The sequence below is a fragment of the Enterobacter cloacae complex sp. genome (assembly GCF_900322725.1).
Classification (GTDB): Bacteria; Pseudomonadota; Gammaproteobacteria; order Enterobacterales; family Enterobacteriaceae; genus Enterobacter; species Enterobacter quasihormaechei.
In genome coordinates this window covers 2,894,326-2,913,243 of record NZ_LT991957.1, presented here as the reverse complement: position 1 = coordinate 2,913,243, position 18,918 = coordinate 2,894,326, and the positions used below count along the sequence as shown (strand labels likewise).

Below are 18,918 nucleotides of genomic sequence, written 5' to 3'. Positions count from 1 at the left end.
ATCAGCCCGCCTGGTCCAGAATACGTACGACTAACTGCGAGAAACTCATTCCTGCCTGACGCGCCGCCATTGGCACAAGGCTATGGCTGGTCATACCCGGAGACGTGTTTGCTTCCAGCAGATAAAATTGCCCGTCACCGTCGAGCATTACGTCGATGCGTCCCCAGCCACGGCATCCCAGAACATTCCAGGCTTTAAGCACCAGAGACTGTAATTCGGCTTCGCGTTCTGCTTCAAGGCCACCAGGACAGAAATATTGCGTCTCATCAGAGAGATACTTCGCCTCATAATCATAGAAGACTCCCGTAGGTTGGATGCGAATTGACGGTAAAATTTCTTCGCCAAGCATCGCGACGGTAAATTCCGGCCCGCTGAGCCATTTTTCAATCAATACTTCTTCATCATGTTGAAATGCCAATGCTAAAGCGGACGCTAAATCGTCAGCTTTATCCACTTTGGACATTCCCACGCTCGACCCTTCGCGGCTCGGCTTGACAATAACCGGTAAGCCCAGCGCGGCAATGCGTGTATTAATGTTGTCCGACAGGCCTAATTCATATTCGCGACGCGTCAGTGCAACCCATGGCGCAACGGGCAGGCCCGCGCCCTGCCACAGCAGTTTGCTGCGCAGTTTATCCATAGAGATGGCAGATGCCATCACGCCGCTGCCGGTATACGGCATACCGATAAGCTCCAGCAGCCCCTGTAACGTGCCGTCTTCACCGCCGCGACCGTGCAACGCGATGAAGGCTTTATCGAAGCCCATCGCTTTCAGCTGCGTAACGTCTACGTCTTTCGGATCAACCGGGTGCGCGTCGACGCCCCCTTCACGCAGGCCCGCCAGCACGGCAGCGCCCGAATTCAGAGAAACCTCGCGTTCGGCGGAGGTGCCGCCAAACAGGACAGCAATCTTATCAGCCATGACGCTCGTCCTCCTGAGTTTGCGGCTTCAGTTTGATTTCAGCTAAGGTACGGGCGATTTTGCCGATATTTCCCGCACCCTGAATCAGGATCAGATCGTTGCCTGTCAGGACCGGGGCAAGCATTTCTGCTACCTGTGCCGGGTCGGGGACCAGAATAGGATCCACTTTACCTCGTCCACGGATGGTACGACATAAAGAACGACTGTCCGCACCTGGAATCGGATTTTCGCCTGCGGCATAAACGTCCAGCATCAACAGGGTATCGACCTGCGAAAGCACGTTGGCAAAATCGTCGTACAGATCGCGGGTACGTGTGTAACGGTGCGGCTGGAAGATCATGACCAGATTCTTTTCTGGCCAACCCGCGCGTGCCGCTTTGATGGTGGCGTCCACTTCGGTCGGATGGTGACCGTAGTCGTCTACCAGCATCGCAGAACCTGGCTTACCGTTTACCGGCTCCAGTGGGAATTCACCGAGGAAGTCGAAGCGACGGCCCGTTCCCTGGAAGCTTTCCAGCGCGCGCAGGATCGCCTCATCGTCAATGCCTTCTTCTGTCGCAACCGCCACGGCCGCAGCCGCATTCAGGGCGTTGTGGCGTCCCGGCGCGTTCAGGGTGACACGCAGCAGGTCTTTGTCCTGACGTGCCAGGGTGAAATGCCCCTGCGCACCAATCTGCTTGTAATCTTCTACGCGTACGTCAGCGTCTTCGCTGAAACCATAGGTGGTGATTTGACGCCCGACGCGCGGCAGCAGCTCGCGGATCACCGGATCGTCCACGCACATTACCGCACGGCCATAAAACGGCAGATTGTGCAGGAAATTAATAAAGGTTTGCTTTAAGTTCTCGAAGTCGCCCTGGTAGGTATCCATATGGTCAGCTTCGATATTGGTGACAATCGCCACCATGGGTTGCAGATGCAGGAAAGACGCGTCGCTCTCATCCGCTTCCGCAATCAGATAACGGCTGTGACCCAGACGCGCATGTACGCCAGCGGCTTTCACCAGCCCACCGTTGACGAACGTCGGATCGAGACCCGCTTCCGCATAAATGCTGGAAACCATCGCCGTGGTAGTGGTTTTGCCATGCGTACCGGCCACCGCAATGCCGTGACGAAAACGCATCAGTTCCGCCAGCATTTCCGCGCGACGGATCACCGGAATGCGCGCCTCGTGCGCCGCAATGATTTCCGGGTTATCTGCGGAGATGGCGCTGGATACCACCACCACGCTCGCATCGCTCACGTTTTCCGGGCGATGATTGAAATAGATAGTCGCCCCAAGCGACGCCAGCTGCTGCGTAACAGGGTTTGGCGCCAGGTCAGACCCGCTGATCTGATAGCCTTCGTTAGCTAACACTTCGGCAATACCGCCCATGCCAGCACCACCGATGCCGACAAAGTGAATGTGCCGGACGCGACGCATCTCGGGCACGATAGAACGCAGTTTTGCCAGTTGTTGTGTATTCATTCTCTAAACGCCATCGACTACTTCAAAAAAATCGTGCAGCGCAACACGCGCTGCGAGAATTATGCCTGGGCTGCCAGGCTCACTTCTTTTGCCACCCGTTCCGTTGCATCCGGGATAGCGGTCGCGCGCGCGCGTTGCGCCATCTCCAGTAATACATCCCGGTTCCAGCCCGCCAGGGTAGTGGCGACCGCCTCAGCGGTAAATTGTGGCTGCTCAAAAATTTTCGCCGCGCCCGCTTTCTCCAGCGGCAGCGCATTCCAGTACTGCTGTCTGTCTTTGTGCTGGAACGGCACGAACAGCGCAGGCAGGCCGGCGGCAGCGATTTCGCTCACCGTCAGCGCGCCCGAACGACAGACCACGACATCGGCCCAGGCATAGGCTGCGGCCATGTCATCAATAAATTCAGTGACCTTATGCTGCGGCTGACCTTCTGACGCGTAGGCCTGCTCAACGGTCTGCTGTGCGCCCTTCCCGCTCTGGTGCCAGATGGTCACGGTATCACCCAGTTTTGCGGCAACCTGCGGCATCGTCTGGTTTAAGATACGTGCGCCCTGTGAACCGCCAACCACCAGCACGCGCACCGGTCCTTCGCGACCGGCCAGACGCACCTCCGGCAGCGCCAGCGCCAGCACGTCTACGCGCACCGGGTTCCCTACGACATCTGCTTTCGGGAATGCCCCAGGGAAGGCCTGCATCACTTTGGTGGCAATTTTCGCCAGCCATTTGTTGGTCAAACCGGCAATACCGTTCTGCTCGTGCAGAACAACGGGGATCCCCAGCGACCACGCCGCCAGTCCGCCAGGGCCGGAAACGTAACCGCCCATACCCAATACGACGTCAGGCTTAAAACGCTTCATAATGGCGCGCGCCTGACGCCAGGCGTTGAAAATACGCACCGGGGCCAGCAGCAGCGCCTTAATCCCTTTGCCCCGAAGGCCGGAAATACGAATAAAGTCGATCTCGATACCGTGCTTCGGTACCAGGTCGGCTTCCATGCGGTCTGCGGTTCCCAGCCAGCGTACCTGCCAGCCCTGATCCATTAAATGGTGCGCAACCGCCAGCCCCGGGAACACGTGTCCGCCGGTACCGCCTGCCATCACCATTAACCGCTTCGGTTGATTCATCGTGAACCTCGTGTAAACGCCTGGGCTTTCTCCAGACGCGTTTCATAATCTATGCGTAACAAAAACATGATGGCCGTCGACATGATCAACAGACTCGAACCACCATAACTGATCAGCGGCAGCGTCAGGCCTTTGGTTGGCAGCATACCCGCTGCGGCCCCAACGTTTACCAGCGCCTGGAAGCTAAACCAGATACCAATTGAGCAGGCCAGAAAACCGGAGAAGCGGTGATCGATCTCCAGCGCTTTACGGCCAATCGACATGGCGCGGAAAGCGACGAAGAATACCATTAATAGCGCCAATACCACACCGATATAACCCAGTTCTTCCCCAATGATGGAGAAGATGAAGTCGGTGTGCGCCTCCGGTAAATACTCCAGTTTTTGCACCGAGTTGCCCAGGCCTTGCCCCCAGACTTCGCCGCGACCAAACGCCATCAGCGACTGCGTCAGCTGATAGCCGCTGCCGAACGGATCTTCCCACGGGTTCCAGAACGAGGTTACGCGGCGGATACGGTATGGCTCGGCCAGAATCAGCAGCACAACCGCCGAGATCCCCATTCCGATAATGGCGATGAACTGCCACAGCTTTGCGCCCGCCAGGAACAGCATCGCCAGCGTTGTGACAAACAGTACGACTACCGTACCGAGGTCGGGCTGCGCCAGCAGCAGGATCGCGAGCACCAGAATCACGCCCATCGGTTTTAAGAAGCCGCGCAGGTTGTTACGAACCTCGTCAACTTTACGCACCAGGTAGTTCGCCAGGTAGCAGAACAGAGAGAGCTTGGTGAACTCCGCAGGCTGAATACGCAGTGGACCAAAGGCGATCCAGCGCGATGCCCCGTTAACGGAGCTCCCGACCACCAGTACAATCAGCAGCATAATAATCGACGCAATCAGCATGGCCGTACTGTGCCGCTGCCAGAACGTCATCGGCAGGCGTAAGGTGATCATCGCCAGGCAGAACGCCAGAATGATGTACAGCCCGTCACGCTTGGCAAACAGGAACGGATCGTTTGCCAGACGTTGTCCAACGGGCATTGACGCCGAGGTGACCATGATAAAGCCGATTGCTGCCAGACCCAGCGTGAGCCAGAACAGCATACGGTCATACATGATCAGGCTGTCGGAATCTTTATCCCGGGAAGCCATCACCCAGCCTTTCAGCGCCTCAAACAGCCACACCAGGATGCCAAATCCTGGCAGGCGCGGCATTCTCAGGCGAGGGAGTGAAAAACGCATCAGCCTAACTCCTTCGCCAGGCGGGTAAAGAGATCGCCCCGCTGTTCGAAATTCTTAAATTGGTCGAGGCTGGCGCAGGCAGGCGACAGCAGCACCATATCGCCGGGCTTCACGCGCGGGGCAATAAGGCGCATCGCCTGCTCCATGGTCTCGGTTTGCTCGGCAACCTCAGGACGCAGCGCCGCCAGCTCGCCACCGTCGCGGCCAAAGCAGTACAGGCGCACGTTATCGCCGCCGAGATACGGCTTCAGCGAGGAGAAGTCGGCCGATTTACCGTCGCCGCCCAGCAGCAGGTGCAGCGTGCCGTCAACGTGCAGGCCGTTCAGCGCGGCCTCAGTGCTGCCCACGTTGGTGGCTTTTGAATCATTAATCCAGCGCACGCCGTTGTGCTCCAGCGCCAGCTGGAAACGGTGCGCCAGGCCGGTAAAGGTGGTCAGCGCTTTCAGGCTGGACGATCGCGGCAGGCCAACGGCATCCGCAAGCGCCAGCGCCGCCAGGGCATTGGTGTAGTTATGCTGGCCGGAAAGTATCATCTCTTTCACGTTCAGCACCTTCTCACCTTTCACCCGCAGCCAGGTTTCGCCCTGCTGACGGTTGAGGTGATAGTCACCCATGTTAATACCGAAGCTAATGCAGCGATCGTCCGCGCCGCGCACCGGCATGGTGAGCGCATCATCGGCGTTCACCACGCAAACGTTGGCATTTTCATAGACGCGCAGCTTGGCCGCGCGGTACTGCTGCAAGCCGAACGGGTAGCGGTCCATATGATCTTCGGTGACGTTAAGGATCGTCGCCGCCGCCGCATGCAGACTTGAGGTAGTTTCCAGCTGGAAACTGGAAAGCTCCAGTACAAACAGCTCACACCCTTTATCGAGCAGCATCAACGCGGGCAGACCAATGTTACCGCCCACGCCGACATTTTTACCCGCCGCTTTCGCCATCTCACCCACCAGCGTGGTGACGGTGCTTTTACCGTTTGAACCGGTAATGGCAACGATCGGGGCCTGCGCCTCCCGGCAGAACAGTTCGATATCGCCAACGATCTCAACCCCGGCATCCGCCGCGGCGCTCAGCGAAGGATGCGCCAGCGCCATGCCCGGGCTGGCAACAATCAGATCCGCGGCCAGCAGCCACTCATCATTCAGACCACCCAGGTGGCGTTCAACCTGCTCCGGCAGCTTGTCCAGACCCGGCGGAGAGACACGCGTATCCATCACGCGCGGTGTCACGCCACGCGCAAGGAAAAAGTCCACGCAGGAGAGCCCGGTCAGGCCCAACCCGATGATAACGACTTTTTTGCCCTGGTAATCTGCCATGATTAACGTACCTTCAGCGTTGCCAGGCCAATCAGCACCAGCATCAGCGAAATAATCCAGAAGCGCACAATGACGCGCGGCTCCGGCCAGCCTTTCAGTTCATAGTGGTGGTGAATCGGTGCCATACGGAAGATGCGCTGACCGCGCAGCTTGAAGGAACCGACCTGCAAAATCACCGACAGGGTCTCAACCACAAACACACCCCCCATGATCACCAGCAGGAACTCCTGACGCAGCAGCACGGCGATAATGCCCAGCGCGCCACCCAGGGCCAGCGAACCGACGTCGCCCATAAAGACCTGCGCCGGATAGGTGTTGAACCACAGGAAGCCGAGACCCGCCCCGACAATCGCCGTACAGACGATCACCAGCTCACCCGCGTGACGCAGGTATGGAATGTGCAGGTAATTAGCAAAGTTCATGTTACCGGTCGCCCACGCTACCAGCGCGAAACCGCCGGCGACAAAAACGGTTGGCATGATGGCCAGGCCATCCAGACCATCGGTCAGGTTGACGGCGTTACCGGTGCCGACGATGACAAAATAGGCCAGCAGAATGTAGAACAGCCCCAGCTGCGGCATCACGTCTTTGAAGAACGGCACCACCAGCTCGGTGGCCGGGGTATCTTTACCCGCCAGGTACAGCGCGAACGCCACGCCCAGCGCAATCACCGACATCCAGAAATACTTCCAGCGGGCGATCAGGCCTTTGGTGTCTTTGCGCACGACTTTGCGGTAGTCATCCACAAAGCCGATGATCCCGTAGCCAACCAGAACCGTCAGCACGCACCAGACGTACGGGTTAGACGGATAAGCCCACAGCAGAACGGACACCACAATCGCGGTCAGGATCATAATCCCGCCCATGGTCGGCGTACCGCGCTTGCTGAAATGCGATTCCGGACCGTCGTTACGCACAACCTGGCCGAAAGAGAGTTTTTGCAGACGGGCAATCATGCGCGGGCCCATCCACAGCGAGATGAACAGCGCAGTCAGCAGGCTGACGATGGCGCGAAACGTCAGATAGGAAAAGACGTTAAAGCCTGAATAATATTTGACCAAATGTTCGGCCAGCCAAACTAACATGTCCCGTTCTCCTGTAATGCGTGCACAACCTCTTCCATGGCGGCACTACGTGAACCTTTAACTAAAACAGTCACAATTTGTTTTTCTGCAATCAGCGCCTTCAGGCGTTCAATCAGTGCAGATTTATCGGCAAAATGTTCGCCAACTTCACTGGCATCAGAAATAGCCTTGCTCAGCGTGCCGGCGCTCAGTACGCGGTCAAGTCCTGCCGCTTTCGCCGCTTCGCCAACCTGAATATGGCAGGCTTCGCTTTCATCACCCAGCTCGGCCATATCGCCCACAACCATCACCCGATAGCCCGGCATCTCAGACAGCACCTGTACGGCCGCCGTCATGGAGCCGACGTTGGCGTTGTAGGAGTCATCCAGCAGCAGTTTGTTTTCAGCCAACTGAATCGGGAACAGACGTCCCGGCACGGCTTTTAAGTTTGCCAGACCTGCTTTGATCGCATCGTGTGAAGCACCTACCGCCATCGACAGCGCTGCCGCAGCAAGCGCGTTAGCGATGTTATGACGCCCCGGCAGCGGAAGCAGCACGTCAATGTCGCCCGTTGGGGTAGAGAGGGTGAACTCAGTACCGTGTGACGTCACATGAATGTTGGTCGCCGAAAAATCGCTGTTTGCCGCGTTTGGCGAGAAGCGCCAGGTCTTGCGTGAACCGATGATGTTCTGCCAGTTCAGCCAGTCGTTGTTATCGGCATTCATGATGGCGATGCCGTCATCCGGCAGACCGGTATAGATTTCACCTTTCGCTTTCGCCACGCCTTGCAGCGAACCAAAACCTTCAAGATGTGCCGCCGCCAGGTTATTCACCAGCGCCGCTTCCGGACGCGTCAGGCTCACGGTCCAGGCGATTTCGCCCCGGTGGTTAGCCCCTAACTCAATCACCGCATATTCATGCTCTTTGCTCAGGCGCAGCAGCGTCATCGGCACGCCGACGTCGTTATTAAGGTTGCCCGCCGTATAAAGCGTGTTACCGCACTGGCTGAGGATGGCCGCCGTCATCTCCTTAACGGAGGTTTTTCCCGACGAGCCCGTCAGCGCCACTACGCGGGTCGGCACCTGCTGGCGAACCCATGCCGCCAGCTCGCCAAACGCCAGGCGCGTATCTTTCACCACAATCTGCGGCAGATCGATATCGAGCTTGCGGCTGACCAGCAGCGCGCCGGCGCCGTTATCTTTGGCCTGCTGTGCAAAATCGTGGGCGTCAAAACGTTCGCCCTTCAGCGCCACAAACAGGCAGCCCGCAGTCACTTTACGGGTGTCCGTGGTCACGGCCTCAATGGTCAGATCCTGACCATGCAATGCCCCCTGCAATACCGCAGCGGCCTGGCTTAAGGTAATGCTAATCATGCCACCACTCCCAGCAGACGCGCTGCCGTCACGCGGTCCGAGTAATCCAGACGACGATTGCCGACTATCTGATAATCTTCATGACCCTTACCGGCCAGCAGAACCACATCATTCTCCTGCGCCTGCATAATGGCGTTAGTCACGGCCTCCGCACGGCCTTCGACCACGCGCGCGCGGCCCGCATCCAGCATGCCGGCCAGAATGTCGTTGATAATGGCACGCGGCTCTTCGGTACGCGGGTTGTCATCGGTCACCACCGGAATATCCGCGAACTGCTCGGCGATCGCGCCCATCAGCGGGCGTTTGCCCTTGTCGCGATCGCCGCCGCAGCCAAATACGCACCAGAGCTTGCCTGCGCAGTGCAGACGCGCCGCTTCCAGCGCTTTTTCCAGCGCATCCGGCGTGTGGGCGTAATCCACCACCACCGTCGGCTTGCCCGGCGCGCTGAACACTTCCATTCGGCCACAAACCGGTTGCAGACGCTCAGCCGTTTTAAGCAGATCCGCCATCGGGTACCCCAGCGCCAGCAGCGTCGCCAGCGCCAGCAGCAGGTTGCTGACGTTGAAGGCCCCCATCAGGCGGCTTTCAATCTCACCTTCGCCCCAGGTGGAAGCAAAGCGGATCGTCGCCCCGCTATCGTGGTAGTTCACCTCGACCGCCTTCAGCCAGCGGCCATGGCAGTTCGGGTTAATATGATCTTCCATCGACACCGCTACCGCATCCGGCAGTTTTTCCAGCCAACGGCGACCGACTTCGTCGTCGGCGTTAATGATCGCCTGTCCGTGGTGGTGAGTGGAATAGAGCAGCCATTTCGCCGCTTCGTAGTGTTCCATATCACCGTGATAATCAAGGTGATCGCGGCTCAGGTTGGTAAAGACGGAGGCGGCAAATTTCAGCGCCGCCACGCGATGTTGTACCAGACCATGGGAAGAGACTTCCATCGCGGCAAAGGTCGCTCCCTGCTCTGCAAGGCCCGCCAGCACACGCTGCACATCAACCGCCGAGCCGGTGGTGTTTTCCGTCGGGCTAACTTTGCCCAGAAGACCGTTCCCCACCGTGCCCATGACGGCGCCGGTTTCGCCCAGAAGCTGCGCCCACTGCGCCATCAGCTGGGTTGTGGTGGTTTTTCCGTTGGTTCCTGTCACGCCAACCAGCTTTAACTGCTCGGAGGGTTCGTGGTAAAAACGTCCTGCCAGCGCGGAGAGACGCTCATTCAGCTGGCTGAGATAGATGACCGGCACGCCGTGCATTTCACGGATCTCACCGTCTGTTGCCTCATCTTTGGCCTCTGCAATAACGGCAGCAACACCTTGCGCAATCGCCTGCGGGATATAACGACGCCCGTCCGCCTGATGACCTACCACTGCCACAAAAAGATCGCCAGCAGCCGCTACGCGGCTGTCCAGTACCATCTCTCGCAGTGCTCGCGCAGGTAGCATTGGCACCCACGGAGCAAGAAGGTCGCGCAAATTACGATCTGCCACCTGTTCCCTCGCCTTGATTAATTACAAATTCACTTTTTTCGCCCGTCGCCAGCGCATCCGGTTCAATGTTCATGGTGCGCAACACGCCGCCCATAATAGCCCCGAATACAGGCGCGGAGACGGCGCCGCCGTAGTACTTACCCGCCTGCGGATCGTTAATGACAACCACCAGCGCAAAACGCGGATTGCTTGCAGGCGCTACGCCTGCGGTATAGGCAATGTATTTGTTGATATAGCGGCCGTCCGGCCCCACTTTTTTAGCCGTACCGGTTTTAATGGCGATACGGTAGCCCTTAATCGCGGCCTTCACGCCGCCACCGCCAGGCAGCGCAACGCTTTCCATCATATGCACAACGGTACGCACGATAGATTCAGGGAAAACACGCTCACCCGGAACCGGTGGATCAACTTTGGTGATCGACAGCGGGCGATAAATGCCATAGCTGCCAATCGTTGCGTAGACTCGCGCTAACTGTAACGGGGTTACCATTAGCCCGTAGCCGAAAGAGAAGGTGGCCCTCTCTATGTCAGACCACCGTTGTTTTTGAGGATATAAGCCACTGCGTTCTCCGACCAACCCCAAATTGGTCGCCTTTCCCAGCCCAAAACGTGAGTAAGTATCTACTAACGCTGAGGACGGCATCGCTAACGCCAGCTTTGACACACCGACGTTACTCGACTTCTGTAAGACCCCGGTCAGGGTCAGTTCGCTGTACCGCGCCACGTCTTTGATTTCGTGACCGTTAATTCGGTAAGGGATGGTATTCAGAACGGTATTTTCGTTGACGATGCCTCGCTGTAGAGCCGTCATCACCACCATCGGTTTTACGGTCGAGCCGGGTTCAAACACATCGGTGATTGAGCGGTTACGCATCGCATCTTTTGCTGTACCGGCAAAATTATTTGGGTTGTATGAAGGGCTACTGGCCATCGCCAGCACTTCACCTGTCGCCACATCCACCAGCACGGCACTGCCCGATTCCGCCTTGTTAAACGCGACGGCGTTGTTCAGCTCGCGGTAGACCAGCGCCTGCAAGCGCTCATCAATACTCAGAGCAAGGTTGTGCGCGGCCTGACTGTCTGTCGAGGAAATGTCTTCAATGACGCGGCCATAGCGGTCTTTACGTACAATTCGCTCGCCAGGCTGGCCGGTCAGCCATTTATCGAAGCTTTTTTCAACGCCCTCGATCCCCTGGCTGTCGACGTTAGTGAAGCCAATGAGGTGAGCGGTTACTTCGCCGGAAGGATAGTAGCGGCGGGATTCTTCACGAAGATGAATGCCCGGCAGCTTCAGCTTTTTAATATAGTCAGCCATATCAGGGTTTACCTGACGGGCCAGATAGATAAAGCGCCCTTTCGGGTTGGCATTCACGCGGGAAGCCAGCTGGTCCAGCGGCATTTTTAACGCGTCTGCGAGCGCCTTCCAGCGGTTATCCAGCGAGATCCCGCCGGCGTCGTGCAGTTCCTTCGGATCGGCCCAGATTGCCTTCACCGGCACGCTTACCGCCAGCGGACGGCCGGAGCGGTCGGTGATCATCCCACGAGAGGTAGAGACTTCCTGTACGCGCAGAGAACGCATATCACCCTGACGTACCAGCATGTCGGGGGCGATAATTTGCAGCCACGCCACGCGGCCCAGCAGGAAACCCAGCGCCAGTAAAATGCAGCCGCAAAGCAACGCAAAACGCCAACTGACAAAGTTGGCCTGTTCTTCCTGACGTTTTGGTTTTAGCGTTTTTGCCGCTGCTTTCATGCGTCGCGTTTTCCCTTATTTTTGTACTACGATATTTTCCTGCGAGGGATCAACATGCTGCAATTGCAGCTTTTCCGTTGCGATCCGTTCAACCCGGCTGTGATCGCCGAGCGCATTTTCTTCAAGGATCAGGTTTCGCCATTCAATATCCAGCGCATCGCGTTCCAGCACCATCTGCTCGCGCTGCGCAGTCAATAAACGGGTATGGTGCGCGGTAGTGACCACCATGATTGCCGTCACAATGATGCAAATGAACAAGCAGAGTGGCAGCTTCCCAAACCGCAAAAGATCGTCGCCGATCACGCCAGGCAAGGCATGGCGCTCGTTGCTTCCTAACGATCCCTTAACTTTGCTTAGGGTCTCTGTCACTCTGCCGATCATGCGTTCGTCCTCTCTGCAATGCGCAGCACTGAACTACGGGCACGTGGATTCTCTGCCACCTCTTCTTCGCCCGGCATCAACTTGCCTAATGCTCGCAACTGACGGCCGCCCAGTTTCCTGAGTTGTTCTTCCGTCATCGGCAGCCCCGCTGGAACCTGTGGACCGCGGCTCTGTTCACGCATAAAACGCTTCACGATGCGATCTTCCAGCGAATGGAAGCTGATGATGGATAACCGCCCACCCGGGGCCAGCACGTCGAGCGAGCTTTTTAGCGCCAGCTCTATTTCCTCCAGTTCACTGTTTACCCAGATGCGAACCGCCTGGAAGGTACGGGTCGCAGGATGTTTGTGCTTATCCTTCACCGGCGTTGCCGCCGCGATGACTTCTGCCAGCTCTTTGGTGCGAGTCATAGGCTCAATACGGTTGCGCTCAACGATGGCGCGCGCGATACGTTTGCCAAAACGCTCTTCGCCGAAGGTTTTAATCACCCAGGCGATATCCGCTTCGTCGGCGGTTTGTAACCACTCGGCGGCAGACTGACCGCGGGTGGGATCCATGCGCATATCCAGCGGACCGTCGCGCATAAAGGAGAAGCCGCGTTCTGCATCATCAAGCTGTGGTGAAGAGACGCCAAGATCGAGGAGGATCCCGTCGATTTTGCCGGTCAGGTCGCGCTCGGCAACATAATCCGCAAGCGCAGAGAAAGGTCCATGCACGATGGAAAAGCGAGGATCATCGATGGTTTGCGCAACGGCAATCGCCTGCGGATCGCGGTCAATTGCCAGCAGGCGTCCTTCCGCTCCAAGCTGAGAGAGGATCAAACGCGAGTGACCACCGCGACCAAAAGTGCCATCGATATAAATGCCGTCCGGACGAATATTCAGGCCGTTAACGGCCTCGTCCAGCAGCACCGTTGTATGTTTATAATTTTCCATCATATTTATAGTGACAAGTCCTGCAACCGTTCCGACAATGTTGCGGAATCAGATTGCTCAGCGTCGATATCTTCCTTGACCTGTTGATACCAGGTCGTTTCGTCCCACAGTTCAAACTTGTTGAACTGCCCGACCAGCATCACTTCTTTTGTCAGACCAGCATGTTGCCGCAACACCGGCGCAATCAATAATCGCCCGGCGCTATCCATCTGACATTCACTGGCATGACCCAATAACAGCCGCTGCACGCGGCGTTCCTGCGGGTTCATGCTCGACAGTCGCGACAGCTTTTGCTCAATGATTTCCCATTCAGGCAAAGGGTAAAGCAGCAGGCAGGGGGAGTTGATGTCAATGGTGCAAACCAGTTGACCCGAAGCGTTCTCAATCAGCTGGTCGCGGTATCGGGTTGGTACCGATAAACGCCCCTTGCTGTCGAGATTGACTAACGTTGCTCCACGGAACATGCCAGCCTCACCCCTCCTCACCACTTTAACCCACAAATTCCCACCTGAAGGAGTTTACGGAGCGAGGGAAAAGCTTGTCAAGCCAGGACTCTCTCTATACCGGGGCGAAAGCACCGTATTTACAGAGCAAGAGTGACCTGGCTAATAACTACACAACTGGCGAGGCAAAATTAACGTTATGAATATTTGTAAGAAAAAAACCGAATATGCACACGAGCGTTAAGACTCACTCAATATCATCGCAGGGAAATATAAAGTGTCAGTTTGCGACGCGGGCAGCATTTTAAGGCATATTGGCGGGTGATGACAGCCTCAGATGAGCGATAAGGCGATAAGGTGCCCTTCAGGTGCCGTAAGGCCTGGAGACGTTTTAAAAAATGGCTGAATATTCATCGGCTGGCGCCTGTTTGTAACAAAACAATACAAACAAAATCTTTTATAGAGCAATAAAAGGTCTTTTATAAGCCAAAAAAGATTCAGAAAAATAGCAGGCTATCTTTCATAAGGAATAATCTTAATTTTTATCGGGATTTTAATTTACGTAATAAATGTACAGCTAAGGGGCAGTTTTCACTCCCCCCGCTGAGATATTAATGACGGCTCAAAATTCCGCGCCGATAGAGATTACGTTTGATGCGCGTCAGCCCGGGTTTCGGCTTACGGGGTTCATCCAGGCTTGCCAGAACGATCTCCAGCACCCGCTCGGCGACGTCGCGGTGACGCTGGGCCACGGCCAGCACCGGACATTGCAGGAAGTCGAGCAGTTCGTTATCGCCGAAGGTCGCAATCGCCAGATCGGATGGCAGCTTGCCATCGCGACGTAATGTGACGTCCATGACCCCCTGCAACAGGGCAAACGAGGTGGTAAACAGGGCCTGCGGCATGGGGTGCGTTTCCAGCCATTTTTCGAACAGCTGAGCAGCCGCTTCGCGCTCATAGCTGTTGGCATACAAATAGTGAACGTCACGCGGATCGTCTTTCCATGCGGTACGGAACCCTTGTTCACGCAGGAAGCTCACAGAGAGTTCAGGCAACGCGCCAAGATACAGTACCGTTTCAGCCGGGAAGGTACGCAGCTCGGCAGCCAGCATTTCTGCATCGTCCTGATCGGCACCCACTACGCTTGTGAAATGCTCACGGTCAAGCGCACGATCCAGCGCCACAATAGGGAACGGATCGTTCGCCCAGCGCTGATAGAAAGGATGCTCTGGTGGTAAAGAGGTCGACACGATGATGGCGTCAACCTGACGTTGCAGCAGATGCTCAATGCAACGCATTTCGTTGTCGGGCTGATCCTCGGAGCAGGCAATCAGCAACTGATAGCCACGCTGGCGAGCCTGGCGTTCCAGATAGTTGGCGATGCGGGTGTAGCTGGTGTTTTCCAGGTCCGGGATCACCAGGCCAATCGAGCGGGTGCGCCCGGCACGTAAACCTGCGGCGACAGCATTCGGATGGTAATTATGCTCACGAACGACTGCCATCACTTTCTCAACGGTCTTATCGCTGACACGATACTGCTTTGCTTTACCGTTAATCACATAGCTGGCCGTGGTTCTCGACACGCCGGCGAGCCGGGCGATTTCATCCAGTTTCACAATTGCCTCTCAAAAAAGAAAAAAGTCCATGGCCCTGTCAAGGTTATGGTTAAATATTTTAACATCTAAACGCAGAATAGCCTTCACGGCAACCGCTTTTGTCTGCGTTGTCGGCGGATTACGCAAAAAAAAGCCCGGCTTTGGCTACCGGGCTGAAAGAGGCGAACCTTTTGCGCTACTCACGCATGATTTTATCGCCGCGCGAGAGGCCAACAACGCCAGAGCGCGCAACTTCAACTATTTTTGCCACATCCCTGACAGACGCCAGGAATGCGTCCAGCTTATCGCTCGTTCCGGCAAGCTGCACAGTATATATAGAAGGCGTGACGTCGATGATCTGCCCACGGAAGATATCCGTGTTGCGTTTGACCTCTTCACGGCCGTAACCGCTGGCCTGGATTTTCACCAGCATCACTTCACGTTCAACGTAAGCCCCCTGCCCCAGCTCGCTGACGCGCAACACGTCCACCAGCTTATGCAGCTGCTTTTCGATCTGCTCAAGCACTTTCGCATCGCCGACGGTCTGGATCGTCATGCGGGAGAGCGTGGGATCGTCGGTCGGTGCAACGGTCAGGCTTTCAATGTTGTAGCCACGCTGCGCAAAAAGCCCAATGACGCGCGACAGTGCGCCCGACTCATTTTCCAGTAATACAGATAATATCCGGCGCATATCAGGTTCTCTCCGTTTTGCTTAACCACATTTCATCCATACCACCGCCGCGAATATGCATCGGATAAACGTGTTCTGAGCCGTCAACGATCACGTCCATGAAGACGAGGCGATTGTTTTTAACGTGCTCAAGCGCTTCGCCGAGCTTCGCTTCCAGCTCTGACGGATCGGTTACCCGCATGCCAATATGGCCATAGGCTTCAGCCAGACGGACAAAATCCGGAAGTGACCTCATATAAGACTGAGAGTGACGGCCGGAATAAATCATATCCTGCCACTGCTTTACCATGCCGAGGTAACCGTTATTCAGATTCAGCACCAGCACTGGCAGTTCATATTGCAGCGCGGTAGAAAGCTCCTGAATATTCATCTGAATACTGCCGTCACCCGTCACGCAGATGACCGTTTCGTTCGGCAGCGCCAGCTTTACCCCCAGCGCGGCGGGCAGGCCAAAGCCCATCGTGCCCAGCCCGCCTGAGTTGATCCAGCGACGCGGTTTATCAAACGGGTAATACAGCGCAGCGAACATCTGATGCTGGCCCACGTCAGACGTCACATACGCATCGCCGTTCGTCAGACGCCAGATCGTTTCGATCACCGCCTGCGGCTTGATGCTCTCACTGTGCGTGTCGTATTTAAGGCACTGACGGCTCCGCCATAGCTCGATTTGCTGCCACCAGTCGCGGATCTCGTCCAGCGGTTGAGACGCGGATTCCTGCGCCAGCAGATCTAACATCTGCTCCAGCACCTGACGGGCGTCACCCACGATCGGTACATCTGCCGGCACCGTTTTAGAAATAGAGGTAGGATCGATATCAATATGCAGCACCGTCGCATTCGGACAGTATTTCGCCAGGTTATTGGTGGTGCGATCGTCAAAACGCACGCTGACGGCAAAAATCACGTCAGCGTTGTGCATTGTCATATTGGCTTCATAGGTGCCATGCATACCCAGCATGCCCAGCGCCTGACGGTGGGTAGCCGGGAATGCCCCCAGCCCCATCAGTGATGACGCGACAGGAAGATTAAGCTTCTCGATCAGTTCGCGTAGCTGCGTTTCACAGGCCGCATTGACGGCGCCGCCGCCCACATAGACTACCGGCTTTTTCGCAGCCAGCAGCGTTTGCAGCGCACGCTTAATCTGTCCTTTGTGCCCTTGCGTCGTTGGATTATACGAACGCATGCTCACCGACTCAGGCCACAGGTAAGGCAGTTTGTTCGCCGGGTTGAGAATATCTTTTGGCAGATCGACAACTACGGGCCCGGGACGACCGCTGGCGGCCAGCCAGAAGGCTTTTTTCAGTACGCCCGGGATGTCTTCAGTTTGCTTAACCAGAAAGCTGTGCTTCACCACGGGGCGTGAGATCCCCACCATGTCGCACTCCTGAAACGCATCATAGCCAATCAGTGACGTCGCCACCTGTCCGGAAAGAATGACCAGCGGAATGGAATCCATATACGCCGTCGCGATGCCGGTAATGGCATTGGTCGCCCCCGGCCCGGAAGTGACCAGCACAACACCCACTTCGCCCGTGGCGCGGGCCAGACCGTCAGCCATATGCACAGCGGCCTGCTCATGACGAACCAGAACATGATCGATACCGCCTACCGTGTGCAGCGCGTCATAGATATCGAGAACTGCGCCTCCAGGATAGCCGAACACCTGCTTCACGCCCTGATCGATAAGCGATCGGACGACCATTTCCGCGCCAGACAACATCTCCATGCTTTGCCTCCAGGCTTTTGTTATAGACGGTCTACAGAATTCATTTCCGCGCCGTCTTCTGACAGGGTTAACCCATCTTATAATTTGCAGAGTGATTGCTACCTTAACCGCTCGTTATGAGGCAGGCAATTAGCAAACCGGTGGCGGTAACGGATAAGAAAAGCAGAATAAACAGGTGTCAGATACGAATATGGTGTATTCGTCTGGAATGCATGGAGACAATAATAATTCATCTCTTAAAAAGAGGAGGGATCAGGAAATCATCTATTTTTGAGCATGTCTGAGTGAATGAAAAAAATGAAAGCAGAACAAAATTTTGTCCACATGAAAAATCACAGAATAAACCGCACGGTGCCATGCGGTTTATTCACCCGAATTTAGCGACGACAAATAGCGATCAGCAGCTCTTCCATCCACTGATGCCCTTTATCCCGACCCGCGGCTTCATGCCATGAAAGGTAACAGGTACGGCTATTAAGCTTGAGCGGCAGAGGTAAAATTTGCAGGTCCAGCGAATCGGAGAACTCTTCAGCAAGCCAGCGCGGTGCGATGGCGACTAAATGGGTCTGAGAAACGACGTTTAATACGCTGACCATGGCCATCCCCTGATAGGCCACGCTGGCTTGTTTATCGGCGGTGTCATACCACGGCTGACTGAATGAGGCATATCGGTCAAGCGCAACAACGGCGTGCTGCTCGCTGTAAACATCGCTTTCACGCAGCGGCGAATTCATACGGGGATGTTTTTTACTGGCAACTAATACCATTTCATCTTTGAACAATGGAACGCAGGCAAATTCTGGACGGCGGAACTCTTCATAGCCCAGAACAAACTCTGTTTCCTGATAACGAAGCTGGTGTTCAGTGTTTTGATTTAATGATGATTTAAAAACGAGGTGAATATTTGGGGCGATCTGTTCAACTTTATTATATATAACAGACGTCAAATAATTGTCTAACGGACTGCAAACACAGAGATGGAAAACTCGCTCGCTGCTTAAGGGTTCAAAGCCCGAACCGGGAAGCTCATTTTGAACCAGCTGTAGCGCCTGACGAATGGAACCGAATAGCTGGAATGCACGCGCCGTGGGCTGTATCCCCCGTCCATAACGTACAAATAACTCGTCGTTAAACATCACCTTAAGTCTGGCTACGGCATTACTCACGGCAGGTTGAGACATTCCCAGAGATTGCGCTGCTCGTGTAATATTCTGCTCCTGCATCACTGCATCAAATACCGTTAACAAGTTAAGATCCACTGTGCGTAACTGAGGCTTAACCCCATCATAAGACTGTGGTTGGTTAATATTATTTTCTGGCATTTCTGACTCCACCGTCACGCTAAATTCCCTTTGCCAAAGTACAGTAATAAGTTCGAAAAATATGATTTACCATGCATATA

At 55.8% G+C, this 18,918-nt stretch carries 16 protein-coding genes; all 16 read right to left on the bottom strand.

Features of this window, described 5'->3' with window-relative positions:
* Position 1: 1 nt before the first annotated feature.
* Positions 2-922, bottom strand: coding sequence for a D-alanine--D-alanine ligase (locus tag DBR02_RS14445; RefSeq protein WP_107534695.1), 921 nt, complete (start codon positions 920-922; stop codon positions 2-4).
* A complete protein-coding gene (gene murC, locus DBR02_RS14440) occupies positions 915-2,390 on the bottom strand; it encodes a UDP-N-acetylmuramate--L-alanine ligase (protein ID WP_107534694.1) in 1,476 nt (491 codons plus the stop codon). The genes DBR02_RS14445 and murC overlap by 8 nt, the downstream gene beginning before the upstream one ends.
* A gap of 59 nt (positions 2,391-2,449) precedes the next feature.
* On the bottom strand, positions 2,450-3,514 hold the full coding sequence (murG, locus tag DBR02_RS14435; protein ID WP_107534693.1) for an undecaprenyldiphospho-muramoylpentapeptide beta-N-acetylglucosaminyltransferase: 1,065 nt from the start codon (positions 3,512-3,514) through the stop codon (positions 2,450-2,452).
* Positions 3,511-4,755: a cell division protein FtsW gene (ftsW, locus tag DBR02_RS14430; protein WP_063450657.1), complete on the bottom strand. Its 1,245-nt coding sequence runs from the start codon at positions 4,753-4,755 to the stop codon at positions 3,511-3,513. Before ftsW ends, murG begins: the two co-directional genes overlap by 4 nt.
* Positions 4,755-6,071, bottom strand: coding sequence for a UDP-N-acetylmuramoyl-L-alanine--D-glutamate ligase (murD, locus tag DBR02_RS14425; RefSeq protein WP_107534692.1), 1,317 nt, complete (start codon positions 6,069-6,071; stop codon positions 4,755-4,757). The genes ftsW and murD overlap by 1 nt, the downstream gene beginning before the upstream one ends.
* A 2-nt stretch (positions 6,072-6,073) precedes the next feature.
* Entirely contained in the window at positions 6,074-7,156 is a 1,083-nt protein-coding gene (gene mraY, locus DBR02_RS14420; protein ID WP_003856353.1) for a phospho-N-acetylmuramoyl-pentapeptide-transferase, read from the bottom strand.
* Complete coding sequence (gene murF, locus DBR02_RS14415) at positions 7,150-8,508, bottom strand: UDP-N-acetylmuramoyl-tripeptide--D-alanyl-D-alanine ligase (protein ID WP_107534691.1); 1,359 nt, start codon at positions 8,506-8,508, stop codon at positions 7,150-7,152. The genes mraY and murF overlap by 7 nt, the downstream gene beginning before the upstream one ends.
* Positions 8,505-9,992 carry a UDP-N-acetylmuramoyl-L-alanyl-D-glutamate--2,6-diaminopimelate ligase gene (murE, locus tag DBR02_RS14410; RefSeq protein WP_107534690.1) on the bottom strand — a complete coding sequence of 496 codons (1,488 nt, stop codon included), beginning with the start codon at positions 9,990-9,992 and terminating at the stop codon, positions 8,505-8,507. Before murE ends, murF begins: the two co-directional genes overlap by 4 nt.
* Positions 9,979-11,745 carry a peptidoglycan glycosyltransferase FtsI gene (gene ftsI / locus DBR02_RS14405; protein ID WP_063450661.1) on the bottom strand — a complete coding sequence of 589 codons (1,767 nt, stop codon included), beginning with the start codon at positions 11,743-11,745 and terminating at the stop codon, positions 9,979-9,981. The genes murE and ftsI overlap by 14 nt, the downstream gene beginning before the upstream one ends.
* Before the next feature lie 15 nt (positions 11,746-11,760).
* Positions 11,761-12,126: a cell division protein FtsL gene (gene ftsL / locus DBR02_RS14400; protein WP_063450662.1), complete on the bottom strand. Its 366-nt coding sequence runs from the start codon at positions 12,124-12,126 to the stop codon at positions 11,761-11,763.
* On the bottom strand, positions 12,123-13,064 hold the full coding sequence (rsmH, locus tag DBR02_RS14395) for a 16S rRNA (cytosine(1402)-N(4))-methyltransferase RsmH (protein WP_107534689.1): 942 nt from the start codon (positions 13,062-13,064) through the stop codon (positions 12,123-12,125). Before rsmH ends, ftsL begins: the two co-directional genes overlap by 4 nt.
* Positions 13,065-13,066: 2 nt before the next feature.
* Positions 13,067-13,525 (bottom strand): division/cell wall cluster transcriptional repressor MraZ, encoded by a 459-nt coding sequence (gene mraZ / locus DBR02_RS14390; RefSeq protein WP_014830641.1) that lies wholly within the window; start codon positions 13,523-13,525, stop codon positions 13,067-13,069.
* A 590-nt stretch (positions 13,526-14,115) separates the two neighbouring features.
* Positions 14,116-15,120: a catabolite repressor/activator gene (gene cra, locus DBR02_RS14385; protein ID WP_003856369.1), complete on the bottom strand. Its 1,005-nt coding sequence runs from the start codon at positions 15,118-15,120 to the stop codon at positions 14,116-14,118.
* A gap of 175 nt (positions 15,121-15,295) precedes the next feature.
* A complete protein-coding gene (ilvN, locus tag DBR02_RS14380; RefSeq protein ID WP_001252742.1) occupies positions 15,296-15,790 on the bottom strand; it encodes an acetolactate synthase small subunit in 495 nt (164 codons plus the stop codon).
* A gap of 1 nt (position 15,791) precedes the next feature.
* Positions 15,792-17,516: an acetolactate synthase 3 large subunit gene (ilvI, locus tag DBR02_RS14375; protein ID WP_107534688.1), complete on the bottom strand. Its 1,725-nt coding sequence runs from the start codon at positions 17,514-17,516 to the stop codon at positions 15,792-15,794.
* Positions 17,517-17,893: 377 nt separating this feature from the next.
* The gene (gene leuO, locus DBR02_RS14370; RefSeq protein WP_063867450.1) at positions 17,894-18,838 is read right to left on the bottom strand and encodes a transcriptional regulator LeuO; all 945 of its coding nucleotides are present in this window, start codon (positions 18,836-18,838) and stop codon (positions 17,894-17,896) included.
* Positions 18,839-18,918 lie beyond the last annotated feature (80 nt).

Bases quoted from the DNA above. Each gene is read 5' to 3' on its own strand.
- DBR02_RS14445 (WP_107534695.1), bottom strand. From the start codon at position 922: ATGGCTGATAAGATTGCTGTCCTGTTTGGCGGCACCTCCGCCGAACGC.
- murC (WP_107534694.1), bottom strand. From the start codon at position 2,390: ATGAATACACAACAACTGGCAAAACTGCGTTCTATCGTGCCCGAGATG.
- murG (WP_107534693.1), bottom strand. From the start codon at position 3,514: ATGAATCAACCGAAGCGGTTAATGGTGATGGCAGGCGGTACCGGCGGA.
- ftsW (WP_063450657.1), bottom strand. From the start codon at position 4,755: ATGCGTTTTTCACTCCCTCGCCTGAGAATGCCGCGCCTGCCAGGATTT.
- murD (WP_107534692.1), bottom strand. From the start codon at position 6,071: ATGGCAGATTACCAGGGCAAAAAAGTCGTTATCATCGGGTTGGGCCTG.
- mraY (WP_003856353.1), bottom strand. From the start codon at position 7,156: ATGTTAGTTTGGCTGGCCGAACATTTGGTCAAATATTATTCAGGCTTT.
- murF (WP_107534691.1), bottom strand. From the start codon at position 8,508: ATGATTAGCATTACCTTAAGCCAGGCCGCTGCGGTATTGCAGGGGGCA.
- ftsI (WP_063450661.1), bottom strand. From the start codon at position 11,745: ATGAAAGCAGCGGCAAAAACGCTAAAACCAAAACGTCAGGAAGAACAG.
- ftsL (WP_063450662.1), bottom strand. From the start codon at position 12,126: ATGATCGGCAGAGTGACAGAGACCCTAAGCAAAGTTAAGGGATCGTTA.
- rsmH (WP_107534689.1), bottom strand. From the start codon at position 13,064: ATGATGGAAAATTATAAACATACAACGGTGCTGCTGGACGAGGCCGTT.
- mraZ (WP_014830641.1), bottom strand. From the start codon at position 13,525: ATGTTCCGTGGAGCAACGTTAGTCAATCTCGACAGCAAGGGGCGTTTA.
- ilvN (WP_001252742.1), bottom strand. From the start codon at position 15,790: ATGCGCCGGATATTATCTGTATTACTGGAAAATGAGTCGGGCGCACTG.
- ilvI (WP_107534688.1), bottom strand. From the start codon at position 17,516: ATGGAGATGTTGTCTGGCGCGGAAATGGTCGTCCGATCGCTTATCGAT.
- leuO (WP_063867450.1), bottom strand. From the start codon at position 18,838: ATGCCAGAAAATAATATTAACCAACCACAGTCTTATGATGGGGTTAAG.